Here is a 22,910-nt window from a genome sequence, read left to right as displayed (position 1 = left end):
CTTAATAAATTATGAGTTTTCTAATTTAAAAGCCAATGATATTAAATATAGTATATCCAGGAATAAGGCTATCATTAATTAGGTTTTCATTTAATTTGAATGTATTGACTGCTATAAACATTATGTCGTAGATAGCTATTAGATATATAATGCTTTTTTTTGTGTAATTGAAATTAGAGGTTAGGGATATCAAAATAAAAGGAATAAATGTTATAAGCAATCGACCACCGATAGGTAAAAAATAATAGTTTAATGTGTAAAATATTAAACCAAACAAGGATACAAGATCCACTAGTGATGGGCTTCTGTTATTTATATTTTTTATCAGAATAACAACTAAGCAACTTCCCCACAAAAACAAACCATAACCAGTAGCAACATTTTCATGATTCAAAAAATCCATTTGCCTGAACGAAAAATATTTACCGATAAAATAAAATGAACTGGTAAAAAAAATACTAATAAAAATTGAAATAAAAATCCATTTATTTTTGGATAGTGATTTATTAAATATCCCCATTATAGAGAAAAAAAGAGTTAGAATAAAGAATGAGTTGTGGATGAAAGCACATATGATGGTTATGATAATTAATTTATTAATATTCGATTTTTTCTGTATAAAATATAACATAATACATGTGGCTATAGATTGACGCAAAACTACTAGCTGTGCATGTAATGACATTGAAATTAATACAAGCATGCAAAAGCATAAAGCAAAAAAAAACGGGTTATATGCTCTTTTCAGAGTTAAATAAGAAAAGCAATACGTAATGAAAAAAACATAAATGCTTGGGATAATGAGATTGTTAATATTTAACACTTTACTTATAAATATATTTATAAGTAAAAAAATAGGTTCTTCAGTTAATAATTTAATTAAGGAGTTGTTATATGCATTAGCTAGCATATCATCGCTAATTAATGCATAATAACCGCTATAAGATGACCTATCTCTTAAGTAATCAGCGTCGATTAAAAAAGTAAGCATAGAAGCATAAGCTAAACACAATATTAATAGTATTAACTTATTTTTATTGATAATAAACAAGGTCTACCTCAATTAATTATTATACTGATTTTTTGAAAATAACGAATTCCATTGATTACAAATGAAGGCTATATTGAATTTTTTAGACGAGATTACAGCGTTATAAGATATTTCATTATAATTTTTTATCGATGATAGTTTTTCTAAAATTTTAGAGTATTCAATTAGATTATTGTTTTCAATTAAATACCCATTTGATTCATTTTTAATTATATCTGATGGTCCAGTTTCACAATCGAATGCAATTACTGGAAGGCCAATACTAATTGATTCTAATAATACCATGGGAAGACCTTCATATATAGAAGTTAAAATGAAAAAATCTGATTTAATCATTGCGTCTTGTAGATTTTTAATAGGAGAGTGTATAAAAATATTTTTATCTAAAGAGTATTTTTTTATTTTTTCAGTCAATAGATGATGTTGAGAACCAGTTCCATAAATGTTTAATTCCCAATCCATATTAAATTTTGTGTTTTTAAATATTTCTATCATTCTGAGGAATGACTTTTGTTTTTCTAGTCTACCCGCACTAATAAATTTTATTTTGTCTTTTTTTGATATTTCTTTCTCTTCTATTTGAATGGAGTTTGGTAATATAGGGTTATTTATTACATAAATGGAAGATATATTTCTTTTAGCCCATTTTGGATAATCTTTGTTTGTTAATATGACTAATGAATTAAATTTTCTAGCAAAAAATATATTTTTTTCTCTTCTAATATAACCTAATAATTTTTTTATGGGATTATTGGTTTCGCTAGATTCTAAGATAGGTTGATTATAACAAAAGTGCCATTCTAGTATGCTTTTTATTTTTTTTGATAATAGAGATATAAATAAAATATCCGGACCGCCTAAAGAAATAAAATAATCAGGTTTTTCTTTATTTACATATTTATAAATATCAATAATATTACTGTATTTTCCTTTGGATGATAGATTTACAATGCTAATACAATTATTTATAGGGAAAAATGGAGGGGAATTATTGGGATTCTGGTAAGTAACAATTTTAATATTGTACCCCCATTTTTCTGAAAGAAAATTGACTTTTAGAGATAAAACATTTTCCATCCCACCAGCATTATGTAATCCAGGAATACAGTATATAATATTTTTCATGTTGTTTTAATATTTTATTTATTATGAATGTCAATATAAAATTCAGATGAATGTGATATTTGTTGGTCTAATGGTGGTGGAGTCATATAATTGATGCCATACAGAGACTTTAAATATTCATGAGAATTATTTGGCGAATAGAAAGCATAACCAGATAAATATATTTTTGATAATGGGAATATATTATCTTTAGGGATATTCCCTTTGTGGAAAGGTAATTCAACGCCTTTTGAAATAATTGTGTTATTTTTATTCTTATTTAATCGATTACAAACTTTAGATGTTAACCAATTTAACAGCTTAATTGGTATTGTATAATGAATTAAATGGCTAGCTATTAAAGCTTTTTTGGATATATTTTTTCTATAAAATAAACTTTTCCCATGATACAGAAAATATATCGATTGATACATTTTTCTTGTTAATTTATCAGTAGGATACTGATCACAAGGAAATATATCAATAAAAAATCCTTGATGAGGTTTTTTACTAAGTGTTGAAGTTTTGTTACTTTCAATCAACAATGTATTGTTGATTTTTAGCTTACATGGAATATCAAAATCTTTATAAAAATTATCAGTTTTTGGCGTTTGTAAAAAATATTTATTACTGTCCAATTCATCATAAGAACAAGAGATAAACCTATTAAAATCCTCTCTTGGCATACATATATCAATATCATCATCCCAAGGGATGAATGTTCCATTTCTAATAGCTCCTAGGAGAGTTCCAGAATCAAGCCAATAAGAAAGATCATGCTTTTCACATACTCTATGTATTTCAAGTAATCCCTCAAGAAGAATACTTTGAAGCTCAGAAGTATTTATTTTTTTATATCTATTCATGTGTTTTTATATTCTTATATGCGTTATGGAATACAATATACCTAAGTAATAGTACAAATATTTCACATGATAAATAGCTACAAGCTATAAATAATGCTGTAAACTTTATATTTAAAAAATAAGCTACTAAGATAATTCCCAACTGCAGAAAACCAGCATAGAGAACACTGAAATTAGCCACTTTAGTTTTATTTAATGGTATAAGAGCGGGGTATCCAAATAACATACCTAAAACGCTAATAATGATTGCAATCATAAATACATTTAAAATGATATATGAATCAGAAAACTCTTCACCAAATATTAAGCCTAAGATTTGCTTACCAAATAAAAAACCAAATAGCGCCCCCAATGTTGATAAGACTAACGTAAAAGCTGTTATTTTCCAAAAAACCTCATAATTTTTTGTTCTGGCCATATATGGAGTTAACGGGGATGATATAGCACTCATTAAATATACACCAGCCCTATATAATTGCTCAGCAGCACCATAGATGGCTACTTGGTGTAATGAACCTGAGAATATACCAAGGAAAAAACCACAAGCTGATGAGTAAAATGTCACACCGATTCGAGATATAAAATATTCGGTAGACTCTTTAAACAAGACTATGGCTTTTTTATAATGAAAATATTTTAATTTTATACCCCACCGATGTACTATAAAATAACTTAGTATGATACTAAGAAATATTTGAAGGAGATTTATTTTTAAAAGAAGTGAAAAATCGGTTGGTGATTTAACTAAAGTCACGATGGCAATCATTGATATGATACGAGTAATAATAGTTATTCTACTATAAAGATATATTTTTTCTAATCCTTGAAATAGCCATATGAGATTAAAGGATGAGAAAAAATAGAAAGCATTATTATATATATATCTTTATTTCCATGTTGATAATAGTTAGTGTTATATAAAATTAGAAAAATTATAATTAATGTGATAAAACAAATGATTGTTTTTATTAAGTTTATATGAAATAAAAACTCAGAAATATTTTCAACTTTATTCTCCCCTTCAGCTATCCTTTTCACTATTGAGATATCAAAGCCATAATTTGTTATTATAGTAGCTATTGATATTGTTGATATAGAAAAAATATATAGACCAAAATAATTAGTATCTAATGTTCTACTCAAATATGGTAATAACAATAAAGGAACTATATAACTAAATATTTGATTAGTAAAAAGATTAAGTATATTTTTTTTGAGCATATTAGTATAAGAAGCTGATGGGGATTGATATTTCGTCAGGATATGGGTCTATAATATGCTTAGTTGTTTTATGAGGGAAGATTTTTTTCTGTTTTATATAATCTTGCACTACTTCCTTATTAACTTCAAAATTGTCACGCCAAGAAACAACTTTAACGGAAGGGGAATTATAGCTCAACATAACAGAAGGTATCCGCTTTAAACCTAAGCGTTTTGCAACTTCAAATCGATGATGTCCATCCATAATTGCATATGAATTTTCTTCTAGAAGTAAAGGCACTCTCCAGAGTGCCTCTGATTTGATTTTTTCTACAAGCCATTCAACACGTTCAGGTATATGTTCTTCCGTAATTTGAATTTTTTCAATATTAACTAATTCTAACCGGTACACTTATTTAACCTTAGACTCTATTTCAAGTAAGCTATCGATCAAATGTTGATTATCAACACTATCCCTAACAGCTAATCTAATATATGGCTGATTATCAAAGCCTTTTTTCTCTGCACAATCTTTCGCTAAAATATTATACTCAGTGCAAAGTATTTCAATAAGTTCCGTGGATGAGATCAAACTTACTTTACATAAAATATAGTTAGCTTGGGATTTAATAGGAGTTAGTAACTTATTTTTTGATAAAGCGCTAAATAGTGAGTTTCTTTCAGTAATTATTTGTTTGCAAGCACTAGCATATACCTTTTCATATTTTCCAATAATTTGAAGGAAAAATTCACCTAAAGAATTGATATTCCATACAGGAATTGATTTTTTAATTAATGAAATTAATTCAGTGTTTGAGCTTGCTATAACACCTAAGCGAATTCCAGGAACACCATAACTCTTACTGATACTTTTTATAACAATTAATCCTGAGTATAAATTAAGGATTTCTTCTTTCATTAGTGTTGAGTCTAGGCCATTCTCGGCAAAATCTACAAAGCTCTCATCTACAATAAATGTTTTTTTATTTACTTTAAACCAATCAATTAGTTCTATCAAATCTTTGTATGGAATAAAGTTTCCAGATGGATTATCCGGATTAATCAGAATAACACCATCATTCTCTTGAGCTAATTTAATAATATCATTTCTATCATATGTGAAATTTTGATTATTAAGTTTTTGCAGAGTTACAGATTTGAATCTTGATGAGTATTCTTCAAACGTTGGAATAAAAAGACCTAGTTTTTCATTTTTATATTGAGCCAGTATATCGATCAGCTCTGCTGCACCATTTCCAACGGCGATTTGATCTGGGGCGCACTTAAACATTTTAGCAGCCAAAAGAGATTGTACATTAGCACCTGATGGGTATTCACGTACTAAGGTATCAAACGAATTTTTCATTTCTCCCATAAATGTTTTATTAGGAAAATAAGGATTCACTAAATAGCAGAAATCAATAATGTCACTATAACGCCAATAGCCACCATAACGACGGGATAGTAGGCTTAATTTTTCTTCTTTTGGTGCAAAAATAACATTAGCATTATCAAGATCTTGCGCGTCATCTATTTCGTACCATTTTTCACCTTGTAATGGTAACGCTTTTAATTCCTGAGTTTCCAATAGTGTGATAACTCGCAATACTTGTTCGTAATACTCATTTTGACCTAATGCTTTTGAATAAGCTTCTAAAAAAGGCACATATGTATTTTCCAAAAATTCTTTAGAAAACTTATAAATATTTACTGTTTTATAATAAGAATCACTTTTACTAAACTCAAAATCTTTTTTCGGAACAAAATTAACAATATCAAAGTTATTATTAATTTCGACAACGGTTCCATCCATCCATGGCTGGTATTTATCAACTACAGCAATATTTGGAAATTGATTTGATACTAGGTTTTCTATGATTTTTTCTTCAAATATCAGGTCGCTCTCAAGTAGAATAGTATCATCTTTAACTAATTCATCTTTGGCAAGGTATATTGAATATATATTGTTTGTCTTATCATATATATCGTTATCAATATATATTATTTCTATACCATTATAACTATTACCTAAAAGTTCTTTTAATTTATTTTTGTGATAACCTACAACTAATACAATTCTCGAAATATCATACTTTGAAAGAATTGATAGGCAACGTTCTATTAATGTAACGTTATGAACTTCTACCATACATTTTGTTTTATCACTTGTGTACTTTCCAAGTCTATTTCCCATTCCTGCAGCGGGTATGACAACTTGCATAATTATGCCTCTTCTTTCATAATTGAGTTATACCAATCCAAAATCATAGGTATAAAATTTAACTTTAGGCCAGATTTAACAGCAATATTTTCTATGCATTTTAGCCCAATTCCAAAATCTTCAGTAAAATATCTTGATTGCAGATCTGCAGTATAGTGCCCCTTTCCATCCTCAATCATTGGCGTTTGAATTTTTTTGAATGCGTCGATATTTTTAATTTTATTTGTTAATTCTATGGCTGAGCTTACACCATAGTGACTTAAAATATCGGTATGTAAATTTTCTATGTAATTAGCTTTATAGATTTCTTTTAGCTCATTATCCATATTAATTAGCAGGTGTGAGGACTCATCATTCCATTCTTCATAAAATAATATTTTTTCCTGCTTTGTTAGATCATTGTTAAAAATTGAATATAATCTTGATGTATGAAGAAGAGGGTTCGAGTTAGATAGAGTATTTTGTAAATGGGATTCTAAATAGTACGTGGGTGTATTAAATAGATAGGAAAAGGTTTCCAATAAATCATCACTTTTATCTTTAAGGTATAAAAATAGCTTATCTTTATATCCTGTTATTTCAATTTCTTTTCCATATTCTTTTATTCTGCAAATATATGGAACTCTTTGAAGTGAACCATAGTTAAACTTTTCATAACCCGAAATGGTAGAAATGAGGTCTTCAAAATTTCCATAACCAGGAATAGCCACGATGGTACTATAGTGAATGTTTAATTGTAATAGTTTATTAAGAGTATCTTCTCTATATAGTAATGGTAATGTTAAAAAGATTATACTTGGATTGTCTTCTACTTTTTCATCCCAAGTCAATACACTAAATGATTTAGATTCATTTAAGCCAAATTTTAATTTTGTGTTCCATTTCGTTTTGTCTCGCACAAGTAGAGTAACATTAGCTTTGTCAGACAAAGAGTATGCTAGTGAATGACCAACATTGCCACCACCAATAATTAGTATATTTTTGTTTTTCATTATTAGGTTCAATATTATCGTTCAACCATAGCTACCGCACTGGGTTGTCGGGTCCCAGAGCACCATTGAAATTGTAAATGCATACTTATCAATTGAAAACGTTACATTTTTTGCTAACCTGTTCAATTGATAAGCACTGCTTATCGTTTTTTGACCGACCAAGGGTATGCTTCGAGCCCTGTCCGGTCAAGTAAAAGCGCCTAATAATACCACTAAATATATATAGTGACTATCACTGTGATAGCCTTAGAGAATAGTCCTAACAGGTGTATCTATTGAATAAGTTATTTTAAATTATTAGGTTATAATCCCATTATCACATTTTGAGCATGATTAAATATTTTAGTTAGGTTACTCCTTATATATCATTGCTTTCGATATGTAACAAATTAATTTACAATGGAAATATATCTAAAATTATCCGAATTAAGAGTGTTAATAGATGAATAGTATGGGTAATTGATTATATTAATTAACTGAATGGTTAGATAACATCTAAGAAGTTAATGTATATTTGTTTGAAAATAGAAATATTCAACATATAAAAAAACGGGTTATGTATAAAACATAACCCGTTTAAAAGAAAGTTACGCGAAATAGGTGTATTTTACCATTTAAACGGCACGTTTACCGTAACAGCGGCACCTAGGTCATTACGAGTTTCATAATCTGTTTTAGAAACCCATACTTTGGCATCTGTGCTGATATCATTCTCAAAGTTATGCCACCAACCTAAGTCTGCACCTTTGATAGTTTCTGATTTAGGGAACAGTTTGTTACCATCGAAATCAGATTTATTCACCTTCGCATACATTAGGCGGGTGCTAACACGGTTATCATCATCAAGGGTATATTCCACTTTGGTGGTGAGCATACGGCCGTCACCGCCCATCGCGTGGCCTAGTGATGCACCTTGTTGGTAATAACCATTTTTATAAATAAAGTGGCGGTACATTACGCCGTCTTTATCCCACTCTGTATGGGTATTGGCGCCTTCAATGTACCAATTTAATGGTTGGCCCCATAGGGTGTGGTAGCCCTCAATACCGCCCATAAAGGCGTTTTTCGATGGGAAAAGGTTAGCTTCATCTTCACCGACCATTTGCCCGTAAACGCTGACAGGGAGGTCAATTAATGGGTAAAGTTTCAGTTTAAAGTCTAAACCAGCTAATTGGTTACCGGGGTCATCATTATAGTCGCCGGTATTATCCCTACCACCCATAGCGTTCCAGAACGAGTTCCAGTTGTTAGGGCGGCCATCGCCTCCCCACATCACGACGCGTGAACCGCCGAGTTCAAAGAAATCAGTAGGGTTCATGGTCATACGCAAACCAATCAGTTTGGTATTGGGTTGGGAAGAGTATTGCTTAATTTGCCCAGCGGTTAATTGATATTGCCATGAACCAATCCAAGAAAGCCATGGGGTTTCAAATGGGCTTTGGTCAGCACGTTGCAGCAAAAAGCCCGTGACAGGGCGAGCGGCATCGGTACGAATTAAGCTACCATCATGACCCGGCCCCCACCATTGAGGGATCTCACCAAAGGTGACCCACTGGTTCCAAATTTTTACGCCACCATAAGAGCCATTCAGGTTATAGTCTGAACCGTTTTCAACACGTAGGGCGCGTTCACCGTTGGCGGTGAGGTTTAAATCTACATCGTCAGTGCTATAGTTGCCTGAAACGGTATAACGGATGTCGCTATATTCGCTTTGTGCAAAGCCTTGCGGCATAGAATTGTGGCTAGATGCAAAGTGCGTTTCCAACTGAACACTGTTTTTAGTGCGGTTTAGGTTCTTTTTAATACGTTGAATAATCGCTTCTTGTTCGCTGTTAGTAATATTCGCATTATTTAAAGAACGTGTAATTTCTTCTTGGGATAGTGGCCAAGTTGATAAACTAATCTGAATAACGTTACGCTCTGAAAGCCAAGCCAAATCACTACGTAAATTGTTATCCGGTAGTACTAATCCCCCCGCAATGCTGTGTGTACTTATGGCACTCAGTACAGCAAGCATAGCCAGCTTGGTGAGCTTGAATTTTTTCATTGATAAATCCATTTGAAGTTGAGTTCGCCTAATATTGAACAGGTTAATAAATAAGAACCAATAAATTAAATCGATTTAAAACGTGATTAGTATCAGCACATATTATAAGTATCTTAATTTGAAGCGAGTTGGGCTTCTGTGCCTTCTTGCCGCTCTATTAAACACCACGCGTAAATCACGTAAAATAGAATATCAGATTAATATATTAGGCATAGGAAGTAATAACACATTAAGATATATAGCGATATACATTACTGCGATTTTATATCTCTAAAATATTCCTTATTTCTCAATAATATTCTTTCATTTATGTATTTTTTATATAAAAAGCATTTTATATTGGTGGCGTGTTTAGGGATTGTTACTTTTGCATCCAATATAAGAATATTCCATAATAGTTTTTGAGTACATGTTTTGTGAGTAGAAATAAAAAAGCCCTCTATTTAAAATAGAAGGCTTTAAGGTTCAAACTAAGCGTTAGGTTAACGGCCGTGTTCAGGTAACCAAATTTGTAACCTTAAACCACCAAGTGGGCTATCATCGGCTTTCACCCAACCTTTGTGTTGTGTTATGGCTGTTTCAACAATAGCAAGACCTAACCCAGTACCACCAGTTTCCCTGTCCCTAGCTTCATCCGTGCGGTAGAACGGGCGGAAAATATGTTCACGGTCAGCAGGGCTAACACCGGGGCCGTCATCATCTACAGTGATCAGAATACCGTTGTTTTCTTCTTTAAAATCAACAGCAATATGGGTGTTTGAGTAACGCAAAGCATTACGCACGATATTTTCAAATGCACTACCCACCGCGGAAGGGTTACAGTACAACGGCCAAGGGCCTGGATGAGAAGTTACATCAAGCGTTTTGTTCATTTGTTCCGCTTCGAAACTTGCGTCATCTAAAATATCACCCCAAAGTTCATCTGCCTTGATGTTTTCACGGAGGATTTCGTTTTTGTGCTGGCTACGAGACAGAACAAGCAAGTCATTGATCATGCTGTCCAAACGGTGAGTTTCTGTTTCGATGCGTTCAAGTTCTTTACTTTCACCATGGCGACGACGCAGTAATGCGGTTGCCAATTGTAACCGTGTCAGCGGAGTGCGTAATTCATGGGAGATATCAGAAATTAAACGTTGTTGAGCACTAACCATGCCATCAAGAGCGCTGATCATCTGGTTAAAGCTGTTCCCCGCAGAAAGGAACTCTTGTGGACCGGCTTCCAGTTCAGGGTGGGGCCGCAAGTTCCCTTTGGCAACGTCATCTGCCGCCATTTTTAATTTACGGGCAGGGCGTGCGAGGCTCCAAGATAGCCATAATAAGAGCGGAGCACTGATTAGCATTGTGGCAATCAGTAATAAGAATGGCCTATCAAATAATAAGTTAATAAAGTCAGATTGCGGGCTGCTAGATGGGCGAACTAAGTACAGTTGATAGTGGTCTTCTCCATCACGGATAGAAAAAGGCCCTAAAATTTCAGCGCGACCGTATTTTTTCTTTTTGGGGTGATCGGCGTTATCTGATTGCCCAATGAAGTTACGAATAACTTGCATTTCACTTGGCATTGCACCGATAACACGACCTTCGCTGGTGACGATAATCAACCGTTGCCCAGGCGGTGCCCATTTTTTGATGGCATTAGAGATGCGACGCCACCAAAGTAAGTCATTCATTGGAGCTTGCGCAAGTTCTGCTTCTATATGCTGCTCAAGCATTTCCCCTTGGCGTTGTTCACTTTCCATAAGGACGGTGATTTGCCGAGAATCGAGCTTGGGCACCATCAGCACTAGCATTAATACTAGTGCGAGGGTGAACCAGAAAATCGCAAAGATCCTGGCGGTTAAGCTGTTGATCATGTGGCAGAAACCATTAAGTACCCTCGACCGCGCAAGGTTTTAAACCATGGCTGGCCATCAGTACGTTCAGGAAGTTTACGACGTAGGTTTGAAATATGCATATCGATTGCACGGTCAAACGGTGTTAAGCGTTTCCCGAGAACTTCTTGGCTAAGATGCTCACGAGACACTACTTGGCCTAAATGCTGTGCAAGCAGATATAACAAAGTAAATTCAGTCCCTGTTAAGTCCAAAATTTCGTTATCAAAGCTAGCTTCTTGGCGACCAGGGTTAAGCTGCAGCTTATCAACTTGCAAGACAGGGGTATTGCTGTTGTCGCCTTGCGTTTGTTCGCTCCAGTTTGAGCGACGTAATAAAGCACGAATGCGGGCAACCAGTTCGCGGTCATTGAATGGTTTTGGTAAGTAATCGTCTGCACCTAATTCTAAGCCCAGTACTTTATCTAGTTCACTGCCGCGGGCAGTTAACATGATCACCGGCGTTTGGTGTATTTGACGCAGTTCTTTTAATGTCTCAATACCATTTTTTTTCGGCATCATGACATCAAGTAAGAGTAGATCAATGGATGAGTCAATTTGTTGTAATGCTTGTTCACCATCATAAGCGATGACAACATTGAAGCCTTCCATTTCTAGCAGTTCTTTTAATAGCGACGTGAGTTCACGGTCGTCATCAACTAATAGGATTTTATGCATTTTATATGTCCTCCAACTGCCAAAATACGATAACAATCTTTACGATTCCATCACTTTACGTTCTTTTACATGCTCTGACGCTAGTTTGCAGCCACAGGTGTATATTCATTCACATTGAATCACGAGCACAGTTCATAGACAAGGAACCAAATGCTGAGAACAACACATAGCAAAGTACATAATACAGTACATAAAACCGCAATGTTAGTTTTAGCTTCTGCATTTGTGTTTGGCCCAACAGTTGCTTTTGCAGAAGTAGAAGTTTCGCAAAGTGCGGCAAATGAAAGTTCGGCACCTTTGATGCTACAAATGCAATCTGAGCAAACTTCATCAACAGGGCATGCCGTTGTGCCATTTCAGCATCATGAAATGTTTAGCAGTGAAGAACGCGCCAGCACCTTTATGTTTAATGGTATCACGTTAAATGAGAAACAACGTCAGCAATTACGTGATTTAATGGCAACGCAGCGTCATTATCATGTTGATAACACGGCTTCCATTCGTGAACGTGAAGCACTGCACAAATTAATTATAGCGGATAGCTTTGATGGCAAAGCGGTTCGCGAGCAACTTGAAAAACGAATGCAAAGAGAACTGGAACAACGTGTTGAAATGGCACGAATTCATCATGAATTATACCAGTTGTTAACGCCAGAACAGAAAGCAGAACTTGAGCAAATTCACCAACACAAGATGGCTGAATACCAAGCGATGCAGTTTCAGTAAGTATCGTAGTAATGCAAGTTAGTTAGTTTTATATTTTGAGTTTTTATGTAAGTAGTGAAGTAGCAATAAGTGAAGTTTTTCCTTGCCATAGACACCATCCCTGTCTTTTATAGCCCCTGTTAGGGGCTTTTTTTTATCTCAAAAATAAATAAATCCTTTATTTATCAGTGTGATAGCGTTTTTATTAGGCGTCCATAAAAGTCACGAAAAATCATAAGTGTGGACAGTCCGTGGACACTTTGAACGCCTATTAATGCTTAAATACTAATACCCCCATTTAATGGATTTAAGGTAATAGCAAATTGCAAATAATCAGGGGCTAAGTGAGCATAAGCCATTGTCTGTTGAATATTGGCGTGACCTAATATTTGTTGCAGCGCAACAATATTGCCACCATTCATCATGAAGTGACTTGCGAAAGTATGCCTAAGAACGTGCGTAGCTTGACCGTCTGGCAAATCAGGTTTAACAGCTTTTAGTTTCAGCCTGAAACTTTCGTAATCAACATCAAACAATAAGCCGGTTTGCTTAGTTTTTATCTCCTTTTCTAATTCCTCAGAAATAGGAACTATGCGTGATTTCCCATTTTTAGTTTTTAGAAAAGTGACTCGCCCATTTTTTACTTGTTTACTCTGTAGTGTTGCTGCCTCTCCCCACCTTGCGCCTGTGCTCATACAAAATATTGCGATTTTCTTTTCTTCTGATGATAGCTGAGATAGCAATAAACTAATTTCATCATGAGTTAAGAATGTCATTTCAGGCGGTGTTTCTTTGAGAGGTGGCAAGCCGTTAAGTGGATTATCTGCATTAAACACCTCAAGCTTTTTGAGTGTAGAAATCATGCCTGATAAACGATACATATCGCGATTAATAGTCGCTGCACTTGTTCCACTTAGTAACCTATCACTGCGATGCTCAAGTAATACTTGTTTATTCAATCTGTTAATTGCGGGGTCACCAAGAAACTTAATTGTTTTTTTAAGTTGTCTTTTCTCTATCGAACCATTTTCAGTTGTTTGGCCATAATAAAGCCACCAAAGTTCTAATAGATCACTTAAAAGCCGCCTATCTGCTTTCGTTCCCGCTTTTTTAGCATTCGCCATTGTGTAACGTTCAAAGGCAATCGCTTCTGATTTTTTATCAAATGTCTTCCTGATCCGGTTTCCTTTCCGTCCAAGAGGTCTAATGTCCACCATATATCGACCATCATCGGTTTTTTTAATTGGCATATTGCAGCCCTCCGATGTGGCATATTGAATTGTTATCAATCCAATCAAGTAAATCTGTATGTATTGTTAGCCAATTTTCCGGCCTGAGTGGTGCGATGTTTGAAGTTCTTGCCCATCAGGGGAGAGAGTTGGACTAATTTGTCCTAACGCCTCGTTTGTTTTATCAGCCATTAACCACAAGATATATTTTTCAAACCTGGGGTGAGTTGTTATTTTAGGTAGTGTCTTTCCACTAATTTCTTGTCTTCCAGTTTCATAAAATTTTTGCGTGCCTTCTGGTATACCTGTTAAAGAGCAAAAATCTGCACGAGTTAAGTTTTCAGCCTCTCTAATCATCCTGATTTTTTCACCTAATGATATTGACATGGTTGTACCTATTACCCTATTATCGATTGCAAGGGGTAGCACTTGCTACCGTGAAAGTGAAGAAAGACTTATAATCGCCTAGGTAAGCGACTATAAGCATCTACAAGAAGGAATTATGCCATATGAGCGGTAAAGAATTAGAAAAGTATTTGCAAGTTCATTATCCAGTTGATGCGGTTCCTTATAAAAAATTCGCTGATTTAATAGGGAAAAGTGAAGCTGCGGTAAAAAACATGGTTGATAGAAACAAATTGCCATTGATTGTTTGGCAGAATCCAGACAGTGAGGGGGATGTTAAAACGCGTGGTGAAAATTGGGTTTATATCCCTGAATTCAACCGCGCAATGCGTGATGCATTTTTGAATAGACCAAAAGAGCAAAGGGATGCATGGTTGCTTTGGGTGGGCTTGTAATATGAAAGCTGAACAAATCTCAACTCACAGTTTTAAATATCGTGGCTTCCTAATCGTTAAGTTACCGGCTAAAGCTATGAATCCAGTAACCCGTTTTCATGTTCAACGAAATGATGATTCTTACGGGTTATTTGATTCTATGGCTCAGGCGACTAAATATATTGATTGTTTATATGGTGAAAAAAATGACTCAATTACATTTGCAACAGCATAAACATAAATTAACCGGTTCATCCGTTAATAAATTTAAAAGCAATAAAAAACGCCAATTAACTTTGATGGATAAAATATTATTGGTTGGTGGTGTTTTGTTCTTTTTATATTTGTTCTCAGTTTCTATTAGATAAAAATAATGGGTAATTCCGCGGCTGTATTAGTGAAAACTAAACAGTTAATCCAGTTGCTAGGCAACGTAAAGCAAGACGTAAAGCCAATCGATGCAATCGCTCACCAAGCGAATATCAAGCTTTATCAGAACCAAGGGGCAACCTTTGAAAGCCGAGTCAATGGACTAAATCAAGCCGCAAAGTTAAGAACATCTGTTTTTCATTGTGATAAACAAAATCCAGATAATAGAGAGCTAGCCGGATTTATTGAGTACTTGAGATTAAGTGATGTACGGATGCTAAATATGATTTTTTATTTAGCGGAAATAAAAAGTAATCAACATCATTTAGGTTTCGATGAATTTAATAAAGAGGAACAACAAGCAATTATTTCAGCAATAAACCAAATTAAAGCACTCGCGGCGCTATTACCTAAACATATCGCCATGCCTATTTAAGGTAAATAAACAAATTAATGACGTTAGCGCGTCAGGGATTCCTACATTCTAAATCTGAGGGTTGGATAATGAAAAATAAAGAGATAAAGCCAATTTTGATAGGTGTTGATACTGCAACCGGTAAGCGCGATTACTCCGCTGTCGCTATCAGTATTAGAGCAATTCGCGAAGATGAACGCAAAACCATGTATGACAAATTTTCATCTCGCCTTGATGCCCTTGCATGCAAGTTAATTAATGAAAAATTAAATGACGAACAAATTCACCAGTTATTAGTTGGTGAATCTGAGCATTACTCAAATCTAGCTGCGGAGCTGGATCATGTCTAAAGAAATTGACCGTGCTAGCGAGAACGAAATGCTTATGCGTGAACAGCAAATAAAAACCATTACTAATCGCCTAGTCAGTGTTTCAGCTTTCGAATGTGAAGATTGTGGCAAGCCGATTCCAGAAGAACGCCGCATCGCATCACAGGGCTGCATCCGCTGTATTGACTGCCAAACTATTTTTGAGCTTAAAAGTAAACATTATCGGAGCGTGTGACGATGAAAAGAAAACATGAGCTCAAGCTAGCCCCTCATTACTTTCAGCTCGTTCAAGATGGTTTGAAAACAGCAGAGTTTCGCCGTGCCGATAGGGATTTTCAGGTTGGTGATGAACTGTTTTTACGTGAATTCAATTCAATCAATAAGCCTTATGCCAGTTACACCGGTAATGCTATCTCATGCCTTATCACTGATATCACAAAAGCCAACGAGGTTTACCCAGAGCTAAGGGCATTACCTCCATTTGTAATGATTTCATTTTCAGTTATTCGAATTGAGGATAATTATCGTGGCTAAATCAAATAAAACCATCCTCAAATGGGCAGGTTCTAAAGTTCGAATTATGGACCAATTACGCCCACACTTACCAAAAGCAAAACGGTTAGTTGAGCCGTTTGCTGGTTCATGTGCTGTGATGATGAATACAGACTATGAGCAGTATTTAATTGCTGATGCTAACCCTGATTTAATTAACTTATATGAAACTCTTACTATCTTACCTGAGAGTATGTTAATAGAGGCTTTACCACTTTTTAGAAGGAATAATAGCGCTGATTATTATCTTGCTAGATCAGAGTTTAATGATAGTAAACAGGCATTATCACGGCTAAGACAAGCAAGTTTATTTCTATACTTAAACAGGCATTGCTTCAACGGGTTGTGCCGTTATAACCAACAAGGCAAGTTCAACGTCCCCTTTGGACAATACAAAGCACCGTACTTTCCTAAAAATGAAATTGATAGTTTTTGTGATAAGGCTTACCTCACTAAAACTCAAATTTTAAATCTTGAATGGCAAGATACCCTTTCATTAGTTGATTTCAGTGATGGTGTTTATTGTGATCCACCCTATATGGGCGGGCGTGATAGCTTCACGCAATATCATACCGCCGGCTTTACTGATGCAGACCACGAAGCATTAGCAATTACTCTAAAAGATATTAATGATATCCAAGGTAATCCAATCACCGTTTCTAATTCGCCAGAAGCAAAGGCGCTTTACGCTGACCTCGGTTTTACTATTCACGAAATAGAAGCACCGCGCACCATTGCTAGTAATGGAAAGCGAACGCCGGCTAAAGAAATTATTGCTGTTTTAGCGGGGGTTAATTAATGATTCTCGATCCTAAAGACGGCGTATACATCAGCGGGACAGCCTTTGCTATTCAGCGCCATGTTGATGAAGATTCAAATGCGGTTCAATGGCGACTATTGCAAATCAATAAAATGGCTCGTTGCTATGAGTTGGTTTGTTGCCATTCTGATCCGTGGATGCTGGCGATTGAATTAACTTCTTATCATGTTAGCCGCGTTAAAGGTAAAGGCCTCAAATCATTAGATGTTTACCGCCAAACAGTTGATATCATTTCACGCCGTTGTGAAACGGCCATCAACGCATTACGACCTGAAACCTTGGGTGGTGCGCTAAATGTCTAAGGTATTAGATTTTACGCAGCAACCGTTAACTTATACCGCGGATATGATTTTTCCGTATCCGTGGAATAAGCCAGAAAAAAATAATTACTACAAAGCTGATATTGACGCACTTGAGAAATCCCTTACCCATGAACAACAAATTCATGCGCAAGCGATTTTAGATGAAATTGAAACTTTACCGCGTATTTTACGTTATCGTATTCAAAAGCATTATGAATACATCATTAAAGAGTCAGGCCACTATAAAGCTTATGAATTTTTACGCTCTGATTTTTATAAGCGGATATTTCCTCGTATCACCGCGGTTAATTCACGATATGAATTAAAAACGAAAGCACTATTGACACTTTCAACTCGCTTTACACCTGAAATCAGTCAATTTAACCGGTTGTTTGACCTTTATGACAAACCAATCAAAAAACTGGCAGAGCACATTTCTAATGGTTTTTTCACTCTATATGAAGCCTATTGCGACCAGCTAACCGAGCAAAACGGCGGTGATCGTGAAATTATCTATGAAGATTCAGCACAAACTCAAATTTACGGGGCATTGGCTGAATTATCTCTAAATTTACATGTCACGCCGCTTTATCATCAAAGTTATCTCAAAGTTTTAAAAAATCGAAAGCGCCGCAAAGGGAAGCAAAACCTAACCACGCACCAAGTGATCGCAGCTATTTCTCGCCTTGTAAATGCAGATTACTGGCACCGAAAGCTAAAAGCCCATAGAACACAATGGATTGAGGCAATCATGATTGCCAATATGGACGTGTGCATTAATCGCCACCCATACGCCAGCAAACAAGCTATCCGCGCGGTTCAAGCACAGCGTTTATCCAACATGCAATATTTACAAGGTATGGATATTCAAGATGTTGAAACCGGTGAGCGTTTTGATCTGTTCGATAAAGTGATGGCCAGTGTGTCAAACCCTGAAATTCGCCGCATGGAATTAATGGCGCAAATGGCAGGGATTGAGCGCGTGGCAAAAGAACGCGGTGATATCGGGATGTTTATCACTTTGACGTGCCCGTCAAAGTACCACCCGACGAAGCAACGTAAAGAGAAAAATAAAGAAACCGGAAAAGATGATTATTACGCCGTACTAAACCATAAATGGAAAGATGAAGCCTACACACCAAAAGACGGACAGCGTTATTTAGTCAAAGTGTGGTCGCGTATTCGTTCCGCTTTCAATGATAACAATATCAATATTTATGGTGTTCGTGTTGTCGAGCCGCATCATGACGGCACCCCACACTGGCATATGCTGCTTTTTGTTGATAAGGCCAGCCGAGCAAAAGCTATTGATATTATGCGTAAACGTGCCCTGAAAGAGGACGGTAACGAAGCTGGCGCACAAAAATACCGGTTTGAGTATAAGCACATGAACCGCGGCGGTGCCGTGGGTTACATCGCTAAATATATTGCTAAAAATATCGATGGGTATGCCCTTGATGGTGAGATAGACCATGAAACCGGCAAAGACCTAAAAAGCATGGCGGCAGCGGTTACCGCGTGGGCGTCAACATGGCGTATTCCGCAATTTCAATTTTATAAGCTCCCATCTAAAGGCGCATACCGTGAATGCCGCCGCTTACCTCGTGGTGTTTCCATTGCTGACAAACTTGGGGATGTTGCCGAACGTGTTAGAGCTGCTGCCGACCAAGGCAAATTTGATGAATACATCATGTCACAAGGTGGTCCATGTATTCGCCGAAAAGAAGAAACAATACGAGTTGCCCGAGAAGTTAGTGACGTGAATGTTTACGGCGAAGAGGTTCAAAAAGTTGTTGGTATTTATCATCAACTCAAAGCCGATGCACCAGTACTTAAAACCCGTGAAAGAAAGTACCAAATCGTCAAGAAAAGTGCCGTTGACGTTGATTTTAATCTTTTAAAGAGCGACAGCGGAGCGACTCGGAGTCCTGTCAATAACTGTAGATCGCGGATCACATCCAATCTATCAGATGTGCAATTTTACGAGCCTGAACAGGGTTCAGGTGAAGTATGCAACATTAAGGAATACGGTTTCGCGTTTATAGAAACAGACGCTGATAACGCCGCGGGCAGCGAAATATCACAGGGTAATCAGCAAAGACAGATATCAAAAATTGAATTAAGCGAGAGTGATAAAGAAATTCAGTTGGAAATTATCAATTTTGCCAACGAAGTCGGCATTAATTTCGATATTCCACAGATTAAAACCATGTTTACTAAAGGTATGGGGGTTAGCGATGGTAACTATTATCTGAAATTAGACGGGGAACGGCTGAGGTTAGAGCTGACAGAGGATGGAAAAGAGCAAAGAAAACAAGAAATAGCAGCACAAAATGAGGCTAGAAGTCAGAAGTATAAACAACGGTGCGCTGATGTATGGGCACGGATTATGAAATTTTAATATATTTTTTTAGTATGATATTTGTGTGTAATTTTAAATTACACACTTATTTGAAAATACGTGATGTTAATCTTGTTATAAGCTAAAAATTATTAATGCGATCTAAGCTTTATTTTTAATCTATTGATTTTTATATGAATTTAAAAAGGTATTTTTGTGTAAAATTTCGTCTAATGTATATGAAAAGTGTGTAACTTGATGCTATAATGTTTGCATTACTTATGAGGTGTTGAGAATGGATGATTACGGATTAGTATATATGCTAGTAAAAGTGGAGTTCGGTAGAATTCCAGACAGTGTTTTCTTAGAGAAGATAGGCCACTTTGCCCATAATTTAAGGAAAGACTATATTACTGCACCAATGATGCATATAAAAGCCTTTAAAATGAATATGAATGTTATTAATAATGGGCAACCAGAAGTAACTCATTTTGAAGTGCCTATGGTTACGTTACTGTCACCAAACAAAGATTATGGTGTGCGTGTGGCTCCTGATTTTTTCGTAGTACACACGAGGAAATATCAGAATTTTTCTGATATAAGCGAACGAGTTAAAAAAATATTAGATTCCCTAATTGAGCAGTTCGATATTTCATTTTATTCATTTTTGGGTATGAGATACGTTAATAAAATAAAATATGACAATGAATATGAGTTTTCTAAGGAGATTACTCGTTCTGAATTTTTACAACCGAGAGTATGTGATTGGCCTAGAGCTGGCAGTAATATGTTATCTAATTATTTAGATATGAGTACAGGGGTTGCTGTGACTTTAAATACAGGAATAGTCATTGATAGTGATATTTTGCCACCCGAATTAATGGAGGTAGCTTCTGATATCATAACTCAGCCTAAGGTACTTCAAGGTCCTGTTGCTCACATTGACATTGATGTTAATCTTTCATCTGGAGAAGGTGAATCAAAAGAAATAAATGTTGATGAAATAATTAATAATATGAGTATATTGAGAAATACGGCTAATCGAGCATATAAAAATATAACTAAAAATGAAAATTAATGTTGTAAATTATTCTATATTTTGGAGGGCACATGACAAGTAATACAAACGAGTTTGTTTATGTAAAAAGAAATAGAACCTCTCTGAATATTGAAACAAATAACTCACGTAGAGGGTGGAACTTTATAATCGCTCCTGCGACTCAAAGTAATTTTGTAGGGATAAGTCTGTTAGCTTTGATTCTTAGTGGGCTAATGGCGTTTACATCGCTATCTAATATACATTCATCTAGGGCAGAATCTAATACATTTTACAGCGACAAAAATTCAGTAGATAAAACTGTAACATCAGAAAGCTGGGTAAAAGAAGTTTCATCACTATCAGACTCTCCAGCAGAAAAGAGCGAAGAGCTGCGCCAACTGTTTGGTTTTAAAACAGCCCAATGGGCCGTTATACTAAATGTTGGTAGAAAAACTTTGTACAATTGGAGTAATAATCCTGAGGGTAAAATTAAATCGGAAGCAGAGGATAGACTTAATATTTTAGCTGAGTTCTCAAAAGAGTTTCGTTCAGAGCATAGTCGATACTTTTCAAAGTTATTATTTGGTCGATTTTCGAATAAAAATTTACGTGAAACATTTACAGCTAAAAACTTAGATTTAAATTCTATGTTAAAGGCTTATGATGAGGTTTACGGAGAATTAGATGGTTTTGCAGTAAGAGCAGACTTGTTTAGTTAAGGAATAGTAGTAATGAGTGATATTGATGATGTTGGTATTGATAGAGATAGTTTAGTAAGCTCAGGATGGAAAAGAGGAACGTTTGTTGAACTAAAAAAATTTACCAACATCATTGATGAGCTGCCTCCGAAACTAAGACTGTTTTGTGAGCGAAATGAAACAGTATATTTAATTCCTGTATTATATGACTGTGCATTGATTGAGCCGTCTTTGGAAAAAGAGCCTTGGGTTCAGGTTATATTGGCTATACCTTGCCAAGCCGATAATAATTTTAAACATGCTAAAAACCCTAGAAAAATTCATTTGCCTATCCAAGTTGATGGTCATGAATCCTATATAGAAATCACAGCATTGAGTTTTTTTCAGGTTTGTAGAAAAAAACTATTACAAGAATCAATCCCGTCACCAAATATAATGTGGCTAGGCAATGCTAAAAATATGCTTCTTGATTGGATAGCAGAGCGTTATCGTAGAGCGACATTCCCAGATTCTTTTGGGCATAGAATAGATAAAAAATGTCAAAAAGCATTGGATTCCACATGGAAAGATGAAAATTTTAGTAAATTTTGTTCTGGAGTTTATATTAATCTGCATACGGACGATGAATTGCCAGAAGGGCAAGTATATAAAACCGACATCCTGATTGCTGTGCCAGAAGAGGTTAATTTAAGACAAATTCGTAATAATAGAATAGCAGATAAGATGGTGGAAAAACTGAAAAATGCAATTTTGTTAGCAAAGGGTATTCAAGTTAGTTCTATAGATTTGATGTCGGAAGATCAGTTTACTAAGAAAATTGAACGTAAATTTAAGAGGTTTTCTCTCGAATATTTTAGTTATAGTTCCAAACATGACTCAGAGGATGAGCCTTCACCTTTACCATCAGAATTTATTGGGAGTAAAAGCTTAAAAACTTCATTTTTTTAAGTCTTTATTATATGACTGAAATATCAGCACTAGTTTATAACGTCAATGTAGGTTATCCATCATTATAGTATTCAATTTACTTAAACATTCATGAATTAAACATATTAGCCGTCGTCATGACGGTTTTTTATTTTCTAAAATTACCCCATAATTTCGCATTTTTCCGCCCAAATCCGCAAGATCAAAAAAGGATCGTTACCCATGCGGAGCGCCACCACTGGCGCGGTTCAGACGAACACTTGCAGGCGCATGAAAATCGACCTATTTAGTGGGCAGGCGTGGCGGGGTCACGATTGCGCGGCGAGGTGTTTATTGTTAAATATCCGTCCGCAAAATCTCCGAGCCGTCACAGCGT

At 35.4% G+C, this 22,910-nt stretch carries 24 protein-coding genes and 1 pseudogene; 13 read left to right on the top strand and 12 right to left on the bottom strand.

Annotated features, from left to right (window positions below; all coding sequences use genetic code 11):
• Positions 1-25: 25 nt before the first annotated feature.
• The 10 genes and pseudogenes from RB151_RS24645 to cpxR all read right to left on the bottom strand — a co-directional run bounded on the left by RB151_RS24645 (position 26) and on the right by cpxR (position 12,029).
• Entirely contained in the window at positions 26-991 is a 966-nt protein-coding gene (locus tag RB151_RS24645) for an EpsG family protein (protein ID WP_158516037.1), read from the bottom strand.
• A gap of 72 nt (positions 992-1,063) precedes the next feature.
• On the bottom strand, positions 1,064-2,176 hold the full coding sequence (locus tag RB151_RS21865) for a glycosyltransferase (RefSeq protein ID WP_081363980.1): 1,113 nt from the start codon (positions 2,174-2,176) through the stop codon (positions 1,064-1,066).
• 14 nt (positions 2,177-2,190) lie between these two features.
• A complete protein-coding gene (locus tag RB151_RS21860; RefSeq protein ID WP_071548767.1) occupies positions 2,191-3,021 on the bottom strand; it encodes a LicD family protein in 831 nt (276 codons plus the stop codon).
• Positions 3,014-4,242, bottom strand: a pseudogene (locus tag RB151_RS21855) (oligosaccharide flippase family protein). The gene RB151_RS21860 and the pseudogene RB151_RS21855 overlap by 8 nt, the downstream one beginning before the upstream one ends.
• 1 nt (position 4,243) lies before the next feature.
• Positions 4,244-4,633 (bottom strand): ParB N-terminal domain-containing protein, encoded by a 390-nt coding sequence (locus RB151_RS21845; RefSeq protein WP_071548764.1) that lies wholly within the window; start codon positions 4,631-4,633, stop codon positions 4,244-4,246.
• Positions 4,634-6,442 (bottom strand): aminotransferase class I/II-fold pyridoxal phosphate-dependent enzyme, encoded by a 1,809-nt coding sequence (locus RB151_RS21840; protein ID WP_071548763.1) that lies wholly within the window; start codon positions 6,440-6,442, stop codon positions 4,634-4,636. It abuts the gene before it with no gap.
• Between the two features lie 2 nt (positions 6,443-6,444).
• Entirely contained in the window at positions 6,445-7,434 is a 990-nt protein-coding gene (locus RB151_RS21835; RefSeq protein WP_071548762.1) for an NAD/NADP octopine/nopaline dehydrogenase family protein, read from the bottom strand.
• A gap of 607 nt (positions 7,435-8,041) precedes the next feature.
• Positions 8,042-9,481 (bottom strand): capsule assembly Wzi family protein, encoded by a 1,440-nt coding sequence (locus RB151_RS21830; protein ID WP_052219352.1) that lies wholly within the window; start codon positions 9,479-9,481, stop codon positions 8,042-8,044.
• Positions 9,482-9,963: 482 nt separating this feature from the next.
• Entirely contained in the window at positions 9,964-11,334 is a 1,371-nt protein-coding gene (gene cpxA / locus RB151_RS21825; protein ID WP_042846694.1) for an envelope stress sensor histidine kinase CpxA, read from the bottom strand.
• The gene (gene cpxR / locus RB151_RS21820; RefSeq protein ID WP_042846693.1) at positions 11,331-12,029 is read right to left on the bottom strand and encodes an envelope stress response regulator transcription factor CpxR; all 699 of its coding nucleotides are present in this window, start codon (positions 12,027-12,029) and stop codon (positions 11,331-11,333) included. The genes cpxA and cpxR overlap by 4 nt, the downstream gene beginning before the upstream one ends.
• Positions 12,030-12,179: 150 nt before the next feature.
• Here cpxR and RB151_RS21815 point away from each other — a divergent pair, with 150 nt between their 5' ends.
• Complete coding sequence (locus RB151_RS21815) at positions 12,180-12,755, top strand: Spy/CpxP family protein refolding chaperone (protein ID WP_071548761.1); 576 nt, start codon at positions 12,180-12,182, stop codon at positions 12,753-12,755.
• 257 nt (positions 12,756-13,012) lie between these two features.
• Here RB151_RS21815 and RB151_RS21810 read toward each other — a convergent pair whose 3' ends face one another.
• Together RB151_RS21810 and RB151_RS21805 are read right to left on the bottom strand one after the other, a co-directional pair.
• Entirely contained in the window at positions 13,013-13,984 is a 972-nt protein-coding gene (locus RB151_RS21810; protein ID WP_071548760.1) for a phage integrase, read from the bottom strand.
• A 66-nt stretch (positions 13,985-14,050) separates the two neighbouring features.
• Positions 14,051-14,350 carry a helix-turn-helix domain-containing protein gene (locus RB151_RS21805; RefSeq protein ID WP_071548759.1) on the bottom strand — a complete coding sequence of 100 codons (300 nt, stop codon included), beginning with the start codon at positions 14,348-14,350 and terminating at the stop codon, positions 14,051-14,053.
• Positions 14,351-14,472: 122 nt separating this feature from the next.
• Between RB151_RS21805 and RB151_RS21800 the strand changes: the two genes are divergently transcribed.
• The 12 genes from RB151_RS21800 to RB151_RS21740 all read left to right on the top strand — a co-directional run bounded on the left by RB151_RS21800 (position 14,473) and on the right by RB151_RS21740 (position 22,555).
• Positions 14,473-14,763, top strand: a complete 291-nt coding sequence (locus RB151_RS21800) for a Cox family DNA-binding protein (RefSeq protein WP_071548758.1) — start codon at positions 14,473-14,475, stop codon at positions 14,761-14,763.
• Position 14,764: 1 nt separating this feature from the next.
• A complete protein-coding gene (locus RB151_RS21795) occupies positions 14,765-14,977 on the top strand; it encodes a hypothetical protein (protein ID WP_071548757.1) in 213 nt (70 codons plus the stop codon).
• A gap of 138 nt (positions 14,978-15,115) precedes the next feature.
• Positions 15,116-15,547: a DUF5347 family protein gene (locus RB151_RS21785; protein WP_071548755.1), complete on the top strand. Its 432-nt coding sequence runs from the start codon at positions 15,116-15,118 to the stop codon at positions 15,545-15,547.
• A gap of 68 nt (positions 15,548-15,615) precedes the next feature.
• Positions 15,616-15,876: a DUF2732 family protein gene (locus RB151_RS21780; RefSeq protein WP_227024181.1), complete on the top strand. Its 261-nt coding sequence runs from the start codon at positions 15,616-15,618 to the stop codon at positions 15,874-15,876.
• Positions 15,869-16,090, top strand: coding sequence for a TraR/DksA family transcriptional regulator (locus RB151_RS21775; protein WP_071548753.1), 222 nt, complete (start codon positions 15,869-15,871; stop codon positions 16,088-16,090). Before RB151_RS21780 ends, RB151_RS21775 begins: the two co-directional genes overlap by 8 nt.
• Positions 16,091-16,092: 2 nt before the next feature.
• Complete coding sequence (locus RB151_RS21770) at positions 16,093-16,389, top strand: DUF3850 domain-containing protein (RefSeq protein WP_071548752.1); 297 nt, start codon at positions 16,093-16,095, stop codon at positions 16,387-16,389.
• Positions 16,382-17,206: a DNA adenine methylase gene (locus RB151_RS21765; protein WP_071548751.1), complete on the top strand. Its 825-nt coding sequence runs from the start codon at positions 16,382-16,384 to the stop codon at positions 17,204-17,206. Before RB151_RS21770 ends, RB151_RS21765 begins: the two co-directional genes overlap by 8 nt.
• Positions 17,206-17,529 carry a DUF5405 family protein gene (locus RB151_RS21760; protein ID WP_071548750.1) on the top strand — a complete coding sequence of 108 codons (324 nt, stop codon included), beginning with the start codon at positions 17,206-17,208 and terminating at the stop codon, positions 17,527-17,529. Before RB151_RS21765 ends, RB151_RS21760 begins: the two co-directional genes overlap by 1 nt.
• Positions 17,522-19,930, top strand: a complete 2,409-nt coding sequence (locus RB151_RS21755; protein ID WP_071548749.1) for a replication endonuclease — start codon at positions 17,522-17,524, stop codon at positions 19,928-19,930. The genes RB151_RS21760 and RB151_RS21755 overlap by 8 nt, the downstream gene beginning before the upstream one ends.
• 235 nt (positions 19,931-20,165) lie before the next feature.
• Positions 20,166-20,948 carry a TIGR04255 family protein gene (locus RB151_RS21750; RefSeq protein WP_071548748.1) on the top strand — a complete coding sequence of 261 codons (783 nt, stop codon included), beginning with the start codon at positions 20,166-20,168 and terminating at the stop codon, positions 20,946-20,948.
• A 32-nt stretch (positions 20,949-20,980) separates the two neighbouring features.
• The gene (locus RB151_RS21745; RefSeq protein WP_071548747.1) at positions 20,981-21,628 is read left to right on the top strand and encodes a hypothetical protein; all 648 of its coding nucleotides are present in this window, start codon (positions 20,981-20,983) and stop codon (positions 21,626-21,628) included.
• A gap of 12 nt (positions 21,629-21,640) precedes the next feature.
• Positions 21,641-22,555: a hypothetical protein gene (locus tag RB151_RS21740; RefSeq protein ID WP_071548746.1), complete on the top strand. Its 915-nt coding sequence runs from the start codon at positions 21,641-21,643 to the stop codon at positions 22,553-22,555.
• Positions 22,556-22,910: the final 355 nt, after the last annotated feature.

It is taken from the genome of Providencia rettgeri, assembly GCF_001874625.1.
Taxonomy (GTDB): Bacteria; Pseudomonadota; Gammaproteobacteria; order Enterobacterales; family Enterobacteriaceae; genus Providencia; species Providencia huashanensis.
This window is presented reverse-complemented; position numbering and strand designations above follow the sequence as displayed.